This window comes from Halapricum salinum, assembly GCF_004799665.1.
Taxonomy (GTDB): Archaea; Halobacteriota; Halobacteria; order Halobacteriales; family Haloarculaceae; genus Halapricum; species Halapricum salinum.
Genome location: NZ_CP031310.1, coordinates 2,588,455 through 2,604,657 on the forward strand (window position 1 = coordinate 2,588,455; position 16,203 = coordinate 2,604,657).

At 65.4% G+C, this 16,203-nt stretch carries 16 protein-coding genes and 1 tRNA gene; 14 read left to right on the forward strand and 3 right to left on the reverse strand.

The window, feature by feature from the left end:
* Positions 1-202 precede the first annotated feature (202 nt).
* Positions 203-1,162 (forward strand): segregation and condensation protein A, encoded by a 960-nt coding sequence (locus DV733_RS12665; protein WP_049994360.1) that lies wholly within the window; start codon positions 203-205, stop codon positions 1,160-1,162.
* A gap of 176 nt (positions 1,163-1,338) precedes the next feature.
* On the opposite strand, the gene DV733_RS12670 is transcribed toward DV733_RS12665, so the two are convergent.
* Positions 1,339-2,334, reverse strand: a complete 996-nt coding sequence (locus DV733_RS12670; RefSeq protein WP_237560497.1) for an AEC family transporter — start codon at positions 2,332-2,334, stop codon at positions 1,339-1,341.
* Positions 2,335-2,412: 78 nt separating this feature from the next.
* Here DV733_RS12670 and DV733_RS12675 point away from each other — a divergent pair, with 78 nt between their 5' ends.
* Both DV733_RS12675 and DV733_RS12680 read left to right on the forward strand, forming a co-directional pair.
* On the forward strand, positions 2,413-3,138 hold the full coding sequence (locus DV733_RS12675; RefSeq protein WP_049994359.1) for a nucleoside phosphorylase: 726 nt from the start codon (positions 2,413-2,415) through the stop codon (positions 3,136-3,138).
* A 76-nt stretch (positions 3,139-3,214) separates the two neighbouring features.
* Positions 3,215-4,834 carry an HPP family protein gene (locus tag DV733_RS12680; protein ID WP_049995307.1) on the forward strand — a complete coding sequence of 540 codons (1,620 nt, stop codon included), beginning with the start codon at positions 3,215-3,217 and terminating at the stop codon, positions 4,832-4,834.
* On the opposite strand, the gene DV733_RS12685 is transcribed toward DV733_RS12680, so the two are convergent.
* Together DV733_RS12685 and DV733_RS12690 are read right to left on the reverse strand one after the other, a co-directional pair.
* Positions 4,828-6,096: an NAD-binding protein gene (locus tag DV733_RS12685; RefSeq protein ID WP_079979469.1), complete on the reverse strand. Its 1,269-nt coding sequence runs from the start codon at positions 6,094-6,096 to the stop codon at positions 4,828-4,830. The genes DV733_RS12680 and DV733_RS12685 overlap by 7 nt on opposite strands.
* 307 nt (positions 6,097-6,403) lie before the next feature.
* A tRNA-Arg gene (locus tag DV733_RS12690) sits at positions 6,404-6,478 on the reverse strand.
* Between the two features lie 93 nt (positions 6,479-6,571).
* Here DV733_RS12690 and DV733_RS12695 point away from each other — a divergent pair.
* From DV733_RS12695 to DV733_RS12740, 11 genes are all read left to right on the forward strand, one after another.
* Positions 6,572-6,859 carry a DUF7552 domain-containing protein gene (locus tag DV733_RS12695; RefSeq protein WP_049994358.1) on the forward strand — a complete coding sequence of 96 codons (288 nt, stop codon included), beginning with the start codon at positions 6,572-6,574 and terminating at the stop codon, positions 6,857-6,859.
* Positions 6,856-7,638 carry a DUF7260 family protein gene (locus DV733_RS12700; RefSeq protein ID WP_049994357.1) on the forward strand — a complete coding sequence of 261 codons (783 nt, stop codon included), beginning with the start codon at positions 6,856-6,858 and terminating at the stop codon, positions 7,636-7,638. The genes DV733_RS12695 and DV733_RS12700 overlap by 4 nt, the downstream gene beginning before the upstream one ends.
* Positions 7,639-7,723: 85 nt before the next feature.
* Positions 7,724-8,896: an ABC transporter substrate-binding protein gene (locus DV733_RS12705; RefSeq protein WP_049994356.1), complete on the forward strand. Its 1,173-nt coding sequence runs from the start codon at positions 7,724-7,726 to the stop codon at positions 8,894-8,896.
* A gap of 1 nt (position 8,897) precedes the next feature.
* Positions 8,898-9,413, forward strand: a complete 516-nt coding sequence (locus DV733_RS12710; RefSeq protein WP_049994355.1) for a DUF7552 domain-containing protein — start codon at positions 8,898-8,900, stop codon at positions 9,411-9,413.
* On the forward strand, positions 9,410-10,342 hold the full coding sequence (locus DV733_RS12715) for an FAD-dependent oxidoreductase (protein ID WP_049994354.1): 933 nt from the start codon (positions 9,410-9,412) through the stop codon (positions 10,340-10,342). Before DV733_RS12710 ends, DV733_RS12715 begins: the two co-directional genes overlap by 4 nt.
* A 76-nt stretch (positions 10,343-10,418) precedes the next feature.
* Positions 10,419-11,426 (forward strand): HEAT repeat domain-containing protein, encoded by a 1,008-nt coding sequence (locus DV733_RS12720; protein WP_049994353.1) that lies wholly within the window; start codon positions 10,419-10,421, stop codon positions 11,424-11,426.
* A gap of 65 nt (positions 11,427-11,491) precedes the next feature.
* Positions 11,492-12,718, forward strand: coding sequence for an ABC transporter substrate-binding protein (locus tag DV733_RS12725; protein WP_049994352.1), 1,227 nt, complete (start codon positions 11,492-11,494; stop codon positions 12,716-12,718).
* Between the two features lie 3 nt (positions 12,719-12,721).
* A complete protein-coding gene (locus DV733_RS12730; protein ID WP_049994351.1) occupies positions 12,722-13,912 on the forward strand; it encodes an ABC transporter substrate-binding protein in 1,191 nt (396 codons plus the stop codon).
* An 81-nt stretch (positions 13,913-13,993) separates the two neighbouring features.
* Positions 13,994-14,116, forward strand: coding sequence for a hypothetical protein (locus tag DV733_RS17760; RefSeq protein WP_257217568.1), 123 nt, complete (start codon positions 13,994-13,996; stop codon positions 14,114-14,116).
* A 1-nt stretch (position 14,117) separates the two neighbouring features.
* Positions 14,118-15,290 (forward strand): FecCD family ABC transporter permease, encoded by a 1,173-nt coding sequence (locus DV733_RS12735; RefSeq protein ID WP_079979468.1) that lies wholly within the window; start codon positions 14,118-14,120, stop codon positions 15,288-15,290.
* The gene (locus DV733_RS12740) at positions 15,290-16,192 is read left to right on the forward strand and encodes an ABC transporter ATP-binding protein (RefSeq protein WP_079979467.1); all 903 of its coding nucleotides are present in this window, start codon (positions 15,290-15,292) and stop codon (positions 16,190-16,192) included. Before DV733_RS12735 ends, DV733_RS12740 begins: the two co-directional genes overlap by 1 nt.
* The last annotated feature ends 11 nt before the right edge of the window (positions 16,193-16,203 follow it).

The following is a 16,203-nucleotide window of genomic DNA, read 5'->3' on the forward strand; positions in this document are numbered from 1 at the left end:
AAGCCGCGAGCAGGGAGACGCGAACGGTAGTGAGCGTCTCCGAAAGTCGAGCGGGGGAAGCCGCGAGCAGGGAGACGCGAACGGTAGTGAGCGTCTCCGAAAGTCGAGCGGGGGAAGCCGCGAGCAGGGAGACGCGAACGGTAGTGAGCGTCTCCGAAAGTCGAGCGGGGGAAGCCGCGAGCAGTAGGACCGGAGGTGAGCCATGACTGAGGAGGATATTCCGCTGAATATCGCAGGCCACGAGGATCGTGACGCACCGGACGAAGGGGACACCGCCAGCGAGGACACCCGTAGCCTCCCGGACGGCGGAACGAGCGTCGTCACCGGCAGCGATCAGGGCGGCCCCGGTGGGCCACCCGGGCCCGAAGGGCCGGGAGAAGACGAGGTCGAACCGGTCGAGGTGCTCGTCCAGCTGGCCGAAGACGGCGAGATCGACCCGTGGGACATCGACGTCGTCCGGGTGACCGACAAGTTCCTCGACGCCCTGGAGGAGGCCGACCTGCGGACCTCGGGGCGGGCGCTGTTCTACGCGAGCGTCCTCGTCCGAATGAAGAGCGACGCGATGCTCGAAGACGACGAGCCAGAGGAGGACGCCTTCGACGAGGCTGACCCGTGGCAGGAGCCGCTGGGCGACGAGGAGTTGGAGGTCGATCCGTTCGATCAACTCGACGCCGAGATGGATCGGCGACTCGAACGCAAGCGCGCCCGGGGGATGCCCCAGACGCTGGACGAACTCGTCCACGAACTCAGAGACGCCGAGCGGGGCAACTGGTGGAAAGAGTCACGAGAGTACGACACCAGCGACTCGCCACACGGCTACTCCCGGGGGACCCAGGAACTCGACTATCGAAGCGGCGACGACCTGCGGATGGACGACGAACCCACCGCAGCGGACGTGACGGGGACGGCCCACGCCGAGAACATCGACGAGATCATCGACGACGTCTACGGCGCGGTGTCCGAACACTACGACGCCGGTCGTGCCGAGGTGCTCTACCGGGAAGTGTCCGACTCGGGAGGGACCCGCGTCGAGACGTTCCTCGGGCTGCTGTTCCTGGCGCACCGCGGCGACGTCCGACTCCGGCAGGACGACCTGTTCGGCGACCTCTGGATTCAGGATCCCGACGCCGAAACTGCCAGCGAGGAAGCTGCCGCAGACTGATTCTCTGCCCACTGTTCGTCGTCGATGGGCGACGGGGAAGAACTATCACTATCTATCACGTATTTTCTGGTATGACACCGGATCGTGTCCGCGAGCGTCTCAAGCAACTCGAAGGCCGGGTCGATCGGGACGAGTACTATCGAGCCCTGGAGTACGTTCACGACGACGGGCGATAATCACAGGAGTGCGCCACTCTCCAGGAGCGCGATCAGGACCGTCAGCGTCGGGATCGACAGCAGCGTCGAGGTGAACACGACCGTCGAGACGTAGGACTCGGGTTCGATTCCGTCGATGTCCCCAGTCGAGAACTCGCCGACGAGGATCAGCGACGTCACCGCCGCGGGAGTCGCACATTCGAGGACGAACACCCGTGCCACAGTCTGATTCGGAGCGGCCGCACCGAGTCCCTGGAAGGCAGCCGTCGCGGCGAGCGCGACACCAACGGCGACGGCGGGCGCGGCGACCATCTTGAGCGCGTTCGCGCGGACGACGCTGCCGAGCGCGGCCCCGAAGTTCGTGCCCGCGAGCTGGATGCCGAGCAGGAGCAACATCACCGGAATCGAGGCGTTGCCGACCGTCTGGATCGTCGACATCGCGGCCGAGTCCGCCGGCGGGAGGACGCCGAGCCACTGGGCGGCCAGCCCGGCGACGACGGCGTAGACCAGCGGGATCGTGAACACGCGTTTGACGCCCGCAAGCGGGCTCTTTCCGGGCCCTCTGGCCGCGACGTAGACACCGATCGTGTACATGAGCACGCTCTGGACGACGATGTAGAGGACGGCCGTCTGCCGGCCGACGGTTCCGAACGCGAAGTCCGAGAGCGGGATCCCGTAGTTGCCAGCGTTGCTGAACGTGCTCGTGAGGACGAACGCGCCGAGCAGTGGTTCGGTGTCGCCGGCCAGCCGGCCGACGCCCTCAGCGAGGGCGACCATCGCGATCGTGAACCCGACGACAGAGATGGCGAGCCACGCGACGGTCGCCCCGCTCAGCGAGGCTGTCGCGACGCTGTGAAAGACCAGTGCCGGCACGAGCACGTACACCGTGATCGTGTTCAGCGGCCCCGGATCGACGTCCTCGAATCGGCCGAGAACGTAGCCTGCGGCAGCGACGGCCACGATCGGCAGGATCGCTGTCGCGAAGATCGAGAGCAGCCGTGAATCCAGAAGCGCCACGTCTGTGGGTGACGCTGCCGGGCGCTTGTGGGTTGCGGATCGACTCGCTTTTTGCCCCCGGCACTCCCACCAACGGATATGGCAAAACAGCCGCACTTACTCGTCGAAGAGGGTGACGTCCACGACCTGGCGCTCGTCCCGGGTGACCCGGGCCGGGTCGATCGGATCGCTAGCCACTGCGAAGACGCCGAGACCGTCGCGGAAAACCGCGAGTACAAGCTGGTCAATGCGACCTACGAGGGCCGCGATCTGACAATCTGCTCGACCGGGATCGGCAGCCCCTCGGCGGCGATTGCGGTCGAGGAACTCGCGGCGGTCGGCGTCGAGACGTTCGTCCGCGTCGGGACGACCGGTGCACTCCAGTCGGGAATCGAGATCGGCGATATGATCGTCGCGACCGGCGCGGCCAAAGACGAGGGGACGACCGCTCGCTACGAATCCGATACTGTCCCAGCGGTCCCGGATTACGAGGTGCTCTCGGAGCTGGTCGACGCCGCCGAGGCGCGCGGCGAGGACGTCCACGTCGGGCCGATCGCGACAGACGACGCGTTCTACGCCGAGACCGAGGAGTACGTCGACAACTGGGAGGCGGCGGGCCTGCTGGCCGTCGAGATGGAGGCGGCCGCCCTGTTCACGCTCGCTCGCCGGAAGGGACTCCGGGCGGGCGCGATCTGTACCGTCGACGGTAATCTCGTCGAAGGCACGCAGAAGGGCGCGACCGACGACGAGGAGTTGCCCGAGAAGGCCAAGAACAACGTCGAGCGAGCGATCTCGATCACCCTCGACGCCGCGACGTCGCTCTGAACCCCTCGCCCGCCGTTGTGACACTCTCCCCACGAGGGCTTTTTGTATGCGTGGCGGGATGGGCTGGATAGCGACGATGTTCGAGCGAGCCCGCGAGTGCGTTCGAGGTGTGCGACTGCGACTGCGTCGATTCGAACGCCGCGAGATTCGAGCGTTCCGGCGCTGGATCGAGACCACGCACAACCTCGTTCATCTGTCGATTCTGGTCGCGCTGCCGATCCTGCTCGGGATCGTCACCGCCCTCTCGAACGCGATCGATCTCCTTCCGTTCCTCCTCTTTCCGCCCCTGGCGTCGGGTTCGTACACGCTCTTTGCCAACCCCGAGAGCCGGGCGTCCTCGCCGCGACGGTTCGTCGGCGGACTCACTGCCGGCGCGCTGTGTGGCTGGATCGCCCTCGCCGTCTCGGCTCGTTACTGGTACGGGACGCCGCCGACGGCCTTCGAAGTCAATCCTGGGGCCGTCGCGCTCGGATTGCTCCTGACCGGTGCAGTCACGTGGGCGCTCGACATCCAGGAGGCGTCGGCGTTCTCGACGGCCTTGCTCGTCCACGTGACGGGGACGACACAACTCGCCTACGTGGGCAGCGTCGCCGTCTCCAGTACGCTCGTGGCCGGGGCGTTCGTGCTCTGGCGAGACACCGTCTACGAGCAGCGCGCGAAGTTCCTCTACGAGTCGACCAAGGGCGACGACCACGTGCTGGTCCCGATGCGCGGCCAGCGCGACGACGCGACGGCCATGCTCGGCGCGCGACTCGCCGCCGCCCACGACGCCGGAAAGGTCGTCCTGCTCGACGTCGTCGAGGACGAGGACCTCGCGGCCGCCGAGGAGACCGTGCTCGAAGACGAACACCTGGCGACCGACAGCGCGGCTGACCGGTCTCGCCCGCGGCTGGAGGTACCGCACGCCGACTCCGACGGCGTCCATCCGGCCGACGTTCACGAAAACTGGGCGGCCTTCGAGGAATCACCGCCTGAGCACGGTCCGGGGGCCGTCGAGGCCGGCGACGTCAGCCAGGACTGGGTGCCCTATGACGAGGAGCAACTCCACGAACTCGCTCGCGAGCGTGCTGTCGAGACTGCGGCGGAGACGCTCGAAGAGCGGGCCGAGCGAATCGAAACCGTCGTCGGTGTCCCCTGTCAGGTCGTCGTCGCCGTCGGCGGGGGGTCGCTCGCCCGGACGATCGTCCAGACCGCCCGGGAGGCAAACTGCGATCTCATCACTGTCCCCTACGAAACCGACGACGAGCGACTCGCACCGTACATCCGGGATCTCTTTCGCGGCCCCATCGACGTCCTCGTCCATCGCTCCTACGACGGTCGCACCCGCTGGTCGCGCGTGCTCGCCCCGGTCAGACGGGCCGGCGATCTCGCTCACAGCATGCTCGACTTCGCGACGCGACTCGCCGGCACTGCCGGGACGGTCAGCGTCTGTCACTGTATCGATAGCGAGAGCGACCGCCGCCGCGCCGAGGAGATGCTGGCTAACTTGACCGAGACCGCAAACGGCTCGCTGGAGACGCGCGTCCCGCGTGCCCGGATCGAGGCGTTCATCGACGAAAACGCTGACCAGTACGACCTCGTCGTTCTGGGGTCGAGCCAGGACCGCAGTACAGCCTCGCGATTTATCTCCCGGCCGACGTTCGAACGCCTCGGCGATGTCGAGACCGACGTGGTGATCGTCGATCGAAACTACTGACCGTCGTCGCTCTTGGCCGCCTCGTCGCCGTCCGTCTCCTCGCCGAGATCCTCGACTTCTTCGGCCATCTCTTCGACTTCCTCACCTCTCGTTCCGACGATCTGGTCGGCGACCGATTCGACGCCCTGCTGGCCCAGTGCGGACTGGACGAGCAGGTGGCCGCCGATGACGGCTGGACTGATCACCGTATCCGCGCCGGCACGGCGAAGTTTCGCGCTGTTCTGGCGATCGGTCGCCGCGGCGACGATCCGGACGTCGGGATTGAGTTCCCGTGCGGTGAGGATCGCCAGTGCGTCTTCGGCGTCGTTGTTCGTCGCCGCGACGACACCGATGGCGCGTTCGATCCCGGCGTCGTGTAACGGCGTCTCGTCGCTGGGGTCGGCAGTCAGGACGTTGATATCCCGATTGCGCAACGCGCTCGCCTTTTCGCTGTTCGGCGTGATGACGATGAACGGGATCTTGCTGTCTTCGAGTTCGTCGAGAATCGGTTCGGTCAGTTCGCCATAGCCCATGACGATGATGTGGTTTTCGAGCATGCTGAGTTGTGCCTCCGTCATCTGGCCGAGTGCGGCCGCAAAGCGGGCCTCGATCGCCGGTCCGAGCAGCGTCCCGGCGGCCACACCGAAGCTCGCGACGCCGATGACGAGGACCGAGAGGCTGAACAGCCGACCGATCTGTGTGGCCGCACTGATGTCGCCGTAGCCGACCGTCGAGGCCGTCACGAGCGTGAAGTAAAACGCGTCTAGAAGAGTGTTCACCGCCGGGAACTCCTCGCGGAGGGCGTAGGTCCCGACCGTGCCGTAGATCTGTGCGCCGATCAGTGCCGACAGCGCAGCCAGCTGGGTCGTCGAGATGGCCCACTGATCGTCGAACCGCTTCCGATTGATGGCGACCAGCGGCATCGACACCAGTGACAGTGCGACCAACGGCAGCGACACCGGCACCGAGACGCCGACCATCGGCAGCGTGATCGCGCCCGACTGGACGACGCCCTGAACGGCCGTCACCGGCAGCAGCAACATCGTCGAGTACCAGGCCGCCCGTAGACCCTTGCGGAGGCCGAGCGCGCTCATCAACATCAAAAACCCGGTCATCGCGCCCGTGAACCCCGCGAGGCGCTGGGCCGACTCCGGAATGTACTCGCCGAAGAAGATCACGTCCTGGGAGGCGATGTTGATGACTCCGACTGCAAACGAGAGGACAGACACGACGGTGACCAGCCAGATCGTCGCCCGGATGGTTCGCCAGTCCCGTCGGTACATACCTGCTTTTCTTCGGGGGACTCGTATAAACGTCACCGTGTGGGTCGGTGGTATCTCGATGAAGCAAAAAGTGAACGGGCGCGGTGGGATTGTGAACAACGCGAAGACGATCGCCCTCGCTTCGCTCGGGCGCTGCGACTTCTCTCGTTCAAATCCCGCTGGCCGCTTCGCTCGTCGCGTCTGCTCCTCGCAGAAGCGGGCGCGGCGGGATTTGAACCCGATGGCGAGACTCACTGCGTTCGTCTCGCGTGATTCAAATCCCGCCGCGCTGCGATTCAGCACGCCTCGCAATCGCTCGGCGGCTTCACGGGCGCGGCGGGATTTGAACCCACGACCATCGGATTAGAAGTCCGATGCTCTGTCCGGACTGAGCTACGCGCCCTCGTCCATCCGTTACCAACCGGCTTTCAAAACAGTAGTGATCCATACCGCCAAACCGAGCATTTCTTTAGGCAGGCCTAAATCCATACTGGTAATGCGATCAACGCTGTGGACACTTCGACGTCGGATCGACCGCCTGGCGATCGAGGAGGGGCGCTACCGGATCGTCTGTGCCCACAGCGGCCTCTCACCGGCGCCGGCCTCGGACGCTCGGTTTCCGGATCGGCGGACGGCTGGGCAGGCACTCGAACTCTGCCGGGCCTACCGGCGCGCGCTCCGCCAGCGCGACCCGCGCGCGCCGCGGTACGATCTGATCGTGGAACCGACGCCCGAACACGCCCCGCTGGCTGAGCAGCGCACTCCTCGGAGGGGATCGCTGTGAACGTCGCCACCGACGTCGAGCGCGCACGCGAGCGCGTCGCCGACGAGCGCGAGTGGACTGCCGAGAAACGCCGAGCATTCGAGCGGTTCGCCGACGCAGTCGCGGAGATCGACGCCGGGACTCCCGGGGGAGCGGCGGCTTTCGGCGGGCCGACGGCCGTCGCCACCGCGAGCAACTCCTCGACCGGCGTCTCGGCTGTGCTGGACGCCTTCGAGGAACACCTCGGGCCGTACAGCGGCGACGCTCAGGAGACGCCCGAAACCGTCCACCAGGCGGTCGCGACCGAGTTCTCGGCCGAACTGGCTGTCTCGCTCTGCGGGGGCGACAGCGCAGGCGTGTTGACACCACAGCTCAAGCAGGTCGTGCAGGCCGAAACGCAGTCGCGCCTGGACGAACTCGACGTGATGGGCCGGGCGCTCGAACGCGAGATCGAGTCGCTGTCGACCGTCGAGGAACCCATCGGAGAAGTCTGTAAATGGTTCGTCGAGCACAATCCCACACTACTCGACGAACTCGGGTTCGACCAGCTCCGGGCGTGGCACGAGACGCTCGACGACCACCGCGAGCGACTCGACGCCGTGGCGGCCGAGCGCCAACAACACCTCGACGCGACGACTGGTGGGCGCGGCGCGGTCGGGATCGAACACCGAGTCCTCGTCGAGTACCTCTACGCCGGCTTCCCGGCGAGCTATCCCGCCCTGGCGACGCTTGCGCGGCTCGAAGACGCCTGTCGGGAGGCCCAGCGATCACTTCGTGCGCATCTGGTCGCCCGGGCTTGATCCCCCTCTCTTCGAGGAACGATCGATATTTTTGGCCCGCCTAAAGATCGAAACGGCTTTTACCGTTTAGGCGGGCCTAAAAAGTATGGAGAGAGACGAGGCGACACGACGAACGTTCGTGACGGGAGGAATTGGAGCAGTGACCGCCGGGCTACTGGCCGGGTGCGGACAGACGGGTGGGGACGACGGAACGCCGACCGACGATACGACGACCACTGACAGGACGACGACTACGGCGAGCGGCGAGTCCGAAAGCGTCGAGACGCCTTACTCGGTGTCAATCGACCCGGTCGGCGAGGTTACCTTCGAGAGCGTCCCCGAAACGTGGGTCGCCAACAACGGTAGCTGGGCGGACATGGGAATCGCGCTCGGCCTCGAACCGCCGAAGGGTGTCTGGCTCAAAAATCGCTACCATACCCAGTACTACGACGCCGTTCCGGGACTGTCCGTCGACAAGAGCGACATGGTGTCACTGTACCAGGAGGGCGGGATCAGCGACGAGGTGTTCTACGAACTGGACGCGGACGTCCACGTTATGGATCCGAACTTTTTCATGAATCGTTTCAAGGGCTGGAACCGGGACGACGTCGAAGAGATCGCCGAGAACGTCGGCCCGCTGTTTGGCAACTGCATCTACGCCCAGCACTACCCCTGGCACGACGACTACCGCTACTACACCCTCTACGAAGGCTTCGAAAAGCTCGCGCAGGTGTTCAAACGAACCGACCGCTACGAGGCCTTCGTCGATATCCACGACGACTTTACAGCGACCCTCGCACCGCACGTCCCGAACGCCAGCGACGCGCCGGCCGGTGCGGTGTTGTGGGGCGTCGGCGACAATCCCGAGTCCTACTACCCCTACATCATCGGCGGCGGGACCGGCTTCAAGCACCTCCGGGATCTGAACGTCCGGGACGCACTGGCCGAGACGGACATCAAGGACTTCCACGGGAGCCGTGACGCGATCGACCTCGAGACGCTGCTGGACGTCGATCCGGAGGTCCTCCTGCTGCGGGGCTACGAGGGCAAGACCGAAGCGGAGTTCCAGGACACCGTCGTCTCGTTCCTCGAAGACCACTCGCTTGCGAGCGCGCTGACTGCCGTCCAGAACGGCGACGTCTATCGCGCTGGCGGGCTCTATCAGGGTCCGATCACGAACATGGTCCTGACCGAGCGTCTCGGCGGCGACCTCTACGATGTCGACGAGGAGCTGTTCGACCGTCAGCGCGTTGTCGACGTGGTGAACGGGGCGTTCTGAGATGGCAGCCAGCGACGGATCCGCGGACCTCGACGACCGGACCCGAGAGGCGGCCGCCGCGAGCGCGACGATCCGCCAGGCTCGCGAACGTATCGAGGCTGTCGCGGTCGATCATGGCGACTTCGGCGTCGCCTGCAAGGATACCGGCTGCTCGCCTGCTCCCGTCACAGACGTGACTTTCGAGACGTTCGAGGCGGCCGAACTGGCGTGTCTCTCCGCGCGGGCCTATCGGTCGGCCCTTCGACGGCTGGATCCGTCGCTGCCCGAGTACGACCTCGTCGTCTGCACGACCGACGAGGGTGCCGTCGAACAGGTGAGCGTTCGCAAGCAGACGAAAGGCCGGCGCGAGAACGGCCTCCCGGAGACGAGCCAGTCGGTGACGATCTCTGGCGGCGCCACCGACGAGTGGCTCCGGGTCGAGAACGCCCCCGTCGTCCACCTCAGGGGTAGTGACTCGCTGCTGGACGACGAGTTCGTCACTCGACAACTCGAATCGAAGCTCACGGAGGAATCATGAGTGACGATCCCGAGCACGTCGATGTCGTGATCGTCGGGGGCGGCCCCGCCGGGGCTTCGGCGGCGGTGTTCACGGCGCGGTACGGCCTCGACACCCTTGTGTTCGACCGCGGCAACGCCGCTCTGGACCGATGTGGCTACCTCGAAAACTATCTCGGCTTCCCCGCTGGCGTCGAAATCGAGACCTTCCAGAAACTCATAGCCGCCCACGTCCGCGAGGCGGGCGCCGAGCGCCGCGAGGAACTGGTCGAGTCGGTCACGCGGGTCGACGGCGACGCGAGCTTTCGTATCGAGACCCAGCAAGGGACGACGGTGGGGGCCGAGGTTGTAGTCGCGGCTGCGTGGTACGACGGCTCCTACCTTTGGGGACTCGACGAGCCGTCGATGTTCGAAGAGCACGAACACCACGGCGACCTCGAAGAGCGGTTCGATCCGGACTACGCCGATTCGGACGGCCGGACGCCGATCGATGGCCTGTACGTCGCTTCACCTGCGGGTGCCCGGAGCGCACAGGCTATCGTGGCTGCCGGGAACGGTGCCCACGTCGCTCGGACGTTGATCGAGGATCGACGACGCGAGCGTGGCCTCTCCGGCGAGGTCGCACCCGAGTACGACTGGGTCCGCCCGGAGTCCGAATATGCGGGGGAGTGGGCCGACCGCGAGCGCTGGGTGGAGTGGTTCGACACCGAGATCGACAGCGAGGAGCTGAGTGAGGAGCACCTCGCCGAGTTGCGCGAGACGTACGTCGACCGGGCGTTCGAGACGAGAGTCACGGAATCCGAGGTCGACGAACGGGCCGCACGTGGGCGCGAACGGCTGGTCGAGGTGGTCGGTGCGGAGGCGTTGCTCGACGCGATGGACGAAGAGACGATCCGCGAGTATGTCGACGAGCGGACGGCCGAGGAAGCTCCCGTCGCCGACGGAGAGTGAGTACGGAATGATCGGCGCAGAGTCGACACCGGGGAACGTTATGAGGTCCCGGGCAGAACCACCTGACAGATACTTCATGGGTGACTCGAGTGCTACCGACCCTTTCGATCACATCCTCGACCTGCTCGGAGACGACTCTCCGGAAGCAGCGAACGAGCGTGTAGCCACGCTCCAGAGCCAGCCAGCGGACGATCGAAAAGCTGCCATCAGATCGCTCCAGTCAGTCGCCGAGGATCGGCCGACGTTTCTGGGGCCAATCGCACCCGCGATCGCCGAGTTTCTCGACGACGAGGAGCGATCCGTCCGTCTCGGGACAGCGAAGCTGCTGGTGGCTATCGCCGAGGCCGATTCTGCAGCCGTGAAGCCAGTCGTCCCGCCGCTCGCCGACCGCCTGGCTGATGACGAAGCGTTCTACTACGTCCGGGCGCGGGCTGCCGAGGCGCTGGGATACGTCGCCGTCGAGTACCCCGACGCTGTGACCGCGCCGGAGATCCTGGCCGACCTTCGAATCGGGCTGGAGTTCGACGAACCCGAAACCAGGGAGAAACTCGCCAAGGCGCTCGAACACGTCGCGCTGGGCGATCCCTCGCGGCTGCGCCATCAGGTCGACCGCCTCGGCGACCATCTCGACGACGAGCCCGAACTGGTCCGCTATCATCTGACGACGGCGCTGGTCGTGATCGGGACGGCACATCCCGAGGCCCTGAGCCCGGCCGAGCATCCCCTTCGCGAGCGTCTGGATGATGAGGTTTCGCAGATCCGGGGACGGGCGGCGTCAGCGCTGGGCCTGCTCGCGGCGGCGGACGGCACGGTCGAGGATGGCTCGCTGCGGGAGAAACTGCAGTCGCTGGCCGACGCGGCGACGGCCTTCGAGGCAGAGCGCGCGCGGTTCGCGCTGGGTGTGCTCGGTTCGGAATCCGGTACCGCCCGAGTTGTCCCGACGATCGACGAGACTTACGATGGGACCGCGGACGCCGTCGCGGACATCCGCGCTCCGGACGACGACGGGCAATGCCCACACTGTGGGCTCGAATTCCCCGAGAACGGGCCGCCGATGTGCCCGCGGTGCGGTGGGCCATACTGACCCCCATCATTTAGGCCCACCAAAAATTCGCAACACTCAAATATTGTTAGGTTGGCCTAAAAAGTATGGCCGACGCGAATCAATCGCGAGTGGGACCGACCCGACGAGACTACGTGAAGTACGGCGGGGCCGTAATCAGTGGTGGCCTGCTGGCTGGCTGTGGGAGCGGTGGTGGCGAAGAGACGCCGACTAAGGGCGACGAGACGAGCCCCGAACCGATGGGTTCGAGTACCGAGACGCCCGTCGAGACGCCGTACTCGGTGACGATGGAGCCGACAGGGACGGTCGAGTTCGACGCGGTGCCCGAGACGTGGCTCGCCTTTCTGAGCACATACGGTGACATGGGGATCGCGCTGGGTCAGGCTGACGGCCTGCAGGGCCTGTGGAACGCCGAGAACGTGCCGGTCGAGTTCTACGACGCCTTGCCCGGCGTCGAGGTCGACCTGAGTGGCGTCACGACCATCACGGGAGAGAACGGCGTCGACACGGAGACGCTGTACGCGCTGGACTGCGACCTGCATCTGGTCGATCCCAACTGGCTCGAACTCATTGCGGACAACTGGGACGGCGACGACACCGCCGAGATCAGCGAGCAGGTCGGTCCGTTCCTCGGCAACTACATCCGCCGGCGCGGCGACGACTGGCACGACTACCCCTATTACTCGCTGTACGAGGCCTTCGAGAAGGTCGCCGCCGCGTTCAGAGAGCGCGAGCGTTTCCAGGCCCTCCGATCTGTCCACGAGGGGATGCAATCGACTATCAGCGAGCAGTTGCCAGCCACCGAGGACAGGCCGACGGTCGGACTGCTGTCGGTGAATTCGGACTTCGAGGGTGGCTCGTTCTACGTCTATCCCGTGCAGGACGGCAACAACCACAAGCAGTACCGCGATCTGGAGATGCGCGGCGCGTTCGACGAGCACATCGACGGGAGTTACGCCCAGTGGGACTACGAACAGCTGCTGGAAGTCGACCCCGACGCGATGGTCTTCCAGTACGGCTTCACCCACGTCAGCACCGACGAGTTCGCGAACAAGGTCGCCGCGATGCGTGAGGATCCCCTCGGCGGACAGCTCAGTGCGGTCCAGAACGATCGCCTCTATCGTGGCGGCACCTCATATCAGGGTCCCGTGGTCAACTTCTTCCAGACAGAGGCGGCAGCCAAGCAGTTCTACCCCGAGGCCTTCGGGGAGTGGCCGGGCTACACGGATGACGATAAGTACCCTGACTTTTCGGAGGATGAACAGCTGTTCGACCACCAGCGAGTCGCGGACATCATCAACGGAGCGATCTGAACGATGCACGAGAACGACACCGACGCGATAGGCGCACCGACGCGACGAGACTACGTGAAGTTCGGCGGCGCAGTGGTCGGTGGCGGCTTGCTGGCCGGCTGTGGTAGCAGCGGCGGCGAGGAGACGCCGACCGACACCGACTCCGCACCGGGCTCGCCGACGGAGACGACGACCGAGTCGAACTCCTATTCGGTGACGATGGAGCCGGCCGGCACAGTCGAGTTCGACTCGGTCCCGCAGTCCGTGGCACCGTTCACCGCCGACTACGTCGACATGATGGTTGCACTGGGCCACGGCGACGCGGCCGAGTCGATCTGGTATCGGGGTCGCTACAAGACGATCCACTACGAGGAACTCGACGGCGTCTCCATCGATCTCGACTCGCTCACGCAGCTGTGGAACGACGGCGTCCCGAAAGAGCCGTTCTACGCGATGGACGCCGACCTCCATCTCATCGACCCCCACGCACTCACCGACTGGTTCCAGGTCTGGGAGCAGGACGACGTCGAGGAGATCAGCGAGCAAGTCGCGCCGTTCGTCGGCAACGTCATCTTCAGACGGACAGACGACTGGCACGACTACCGCTACTACTCGCTGTACGAGGCCTTCGAGAAGGTCGCCGAGATCTTTCAGGAACGCGCTCGGTTCGAGGCGATCGAGTCGATGCACGACGATCTGGTCGCGACGGTCCAGTCCCGCCTACCGGCGCCGGACGAGCACCCGAACGCCGCACTGGTCTTCGGCGGCCAAGAACCCGAGGAGTTCACCCCCTATCGCCTGTCGGGCAACGGCGCCAACAAGGAACACTTCCGGACGCTGGGCCTCGCCGACGCCTTCTCCGGGACTGGCGTCGACGGGCTCTCGACGAGCAACTCGGGCACGATCGACTACGAGACGCTGCTGGAAGTCGATCCCGACTCGCTACTGATCCGCTATCACCGCCAGGGCCTGACGCGCCAGGCGTTCGAAGACGAGGTGGTCTCCTACATGCGAGACCACGAACTCGGAAGTCAGCTTTCGGCCGTGCAGGACGACCGCGTCTTCCGCGGCGGGCCGATCTACAGCGGACCGCTGCACAACCTGTTCATGATCGAGCGCTACGCGAAGGGGTACTTCCCCGAGGCGTTCCCCGAAAACGAACTGTTCGACCGCGACCGTCTCGCTACGATCATCACGGAGGGTGTGGACGGATGACGTCCGAAGGCACCTGTCTCGGCAGGCTGTCGGTGCACACGGTTCGAAACGCTTTTTGATTTTAGGGTAGCCTAAAGAGGTATGGACGAAGAGACTGTGGCGCCGGTAGCGGCCACAGGCGACGTATTCGAAGTCGCGTCTCACAGCGGCGGACAGTCGATCGACCACCAGCGCGCGTCTGCTACCGGCAACGGAGCGGTCTGAGATGGCAAGCGAAGCAGCGACGGGGACCGACCGATCGAGGCTCCGAGAGGGCTTGCACTCCTGGATGGACAGCCGACTGGCAACGCTGTGTCTCGCCAGCCTCGGGATCGTTGTCGCTGGGTTGTTGATTCAGGTCCGGTACGGGCCCTACGACATGACGTTCATGCAGGCCTGGCGGGCGACGTTCAACCCGACGGTGCTGTTCAGCTGGGAGGCCTGGGACGCGTTCCTGTTCGGCGGCGATCTACCCGACGAGGTCGGTGTCGAGAGTCGGATCATCTGGACTGGCCGGCTGCCTCGCGTCTTGGTCGCCGTCCTCGTGGGGATGTGCCTGGCGATTTCGGGTGCAATCTTTCAGGCCGTCACGCGGAACGAACTCGCCAGTCCGTTCATCCTGGGCGTCTCCTCGGGGGCCGGGCTGATGATCCTCCTCACGTTGGTCTTCCTCGGCAGTGTGACGATCACCGTCCCGCTCGTCGGGATGGTACTGGGATTACAGTCGCTGCTGCCGTTGCTGGCCGCGCTCGGTGGCATCGGTGCGTTCTTGATCGTCTACGCGATCGCCTGGAAGAACGGCACTTCCCCAGTGCGGCTCGTGCTCGCGGGCGTGATCGTCGGGACCATCTTCCAGAGTCTCGAGACGGCAGTATTCATGCAGGTCGACAATGTTGCGGTCGTCCAGACGGCGATTCAGTGGACGACCGGTTCTCTGGTCGGGACTGACTGGGAGCAAGTCAGGATCGCGCTCCCGTGGACGATACTCTCGGTCGGGCTCGCACTGGTCAGCGCTCGACAGTTGAACGTCCTGTTGCTCGGCGAGAGCACCGCCAAATCCCTCGGAATGAGCGTCGAGCGGGTACGCTTCGCGTTGTCGTCGGTCGCGGTGCTGGCGGCGGCTGCGAGTATCGCCGTCGCCGGCATCGTCAGCTTCGTCGGCCTGATCGTTCCACACATGGTGCGGAATATCGTCGGGAGCGACTACCGCAAGCTGATGATCGGCTGTCTGTTCGTCGGCCCCGCGCTGATGGTCTCGGCCGACGTCATCGCTCGCCTGGGGATGTTGTTCGTCCGTGACAGTATGCGACAGTTCCCGGCGGGGATCGTCACCGGACTGCTCGGCGGGCCGTACTTCCTGTATCTGATGCGCAAACAGGAACGGATGGGTGAGATCTGATGACCGACGACGAGACAACACGATCTGACGGCGGACTCGGAGAGACGCTGCAACGACCAGTCGACGACGCGGCTGAAGCTGCAACGGCCGGGTCGACGGACACCGCCGGCGACGCCAGCGAATTCGTCGGCGAGGATCTCGTCCTCAGTTACTCCACCTCGGACGAGCCAGTCATCGACGAGGAGTCGATCCAGGTCCCACCCGGTGAAGTGACCGCACTTGTCGGCCCGAACGGTAGCGGCAAAAGCACGCTGCTGAAAGGACTCGCGACCCAGCTTTCGCTCGACTTGGGGCGCGTCCTCATCGACGGCGAGGACATCGAGTCGCTGTCGACGAAAGAACTGGCCCGCCAGCTCGGCCTGCTCTCTCAGGAGAACGTCTCCCCGGATAGCCTCTCCGTCGAGAAACTGGTCGAACACGGCCGCTACCCCCATCGCGGGTTCTTCGAGACGCTGACCGACGAGGATCGGGACGCGATCGAGTGGGCCATCGAGATGGCGGGCGTCGAGCACCTTCGGGATCGGCAGGTCGGCAGTCTCAGTGGCGGCCAGAAACAGCTGGTCTGGATCGCGATGGTGCTGGCCCAGGAGACCGACGTCCTCCTGCTGGACGAACCGACGACGTTCCTCGATCTGCACCACCAGCTAGAGGTGATGGAGATCGTCGAGACGTTGCGAGACGACAGCGATATCACGGTCGTCGTCGTGCTCCACGACATCGAGCAGGCGGCCCGGTACGCGGATCACGTGGTCGCGCTGAACGACGGCGCAGTCTACGACCGCGGCTCGCCTTCGGCGGTCGTTACCGAGGAGTTGCTGGCCGACGTCTTCGAGATCGAGGCCGAGGTCGAGGTGACCGAACGCGGGCCGCGGGTCACGCCGTTGCGACCGCTACACGACTGACGCCGACACTC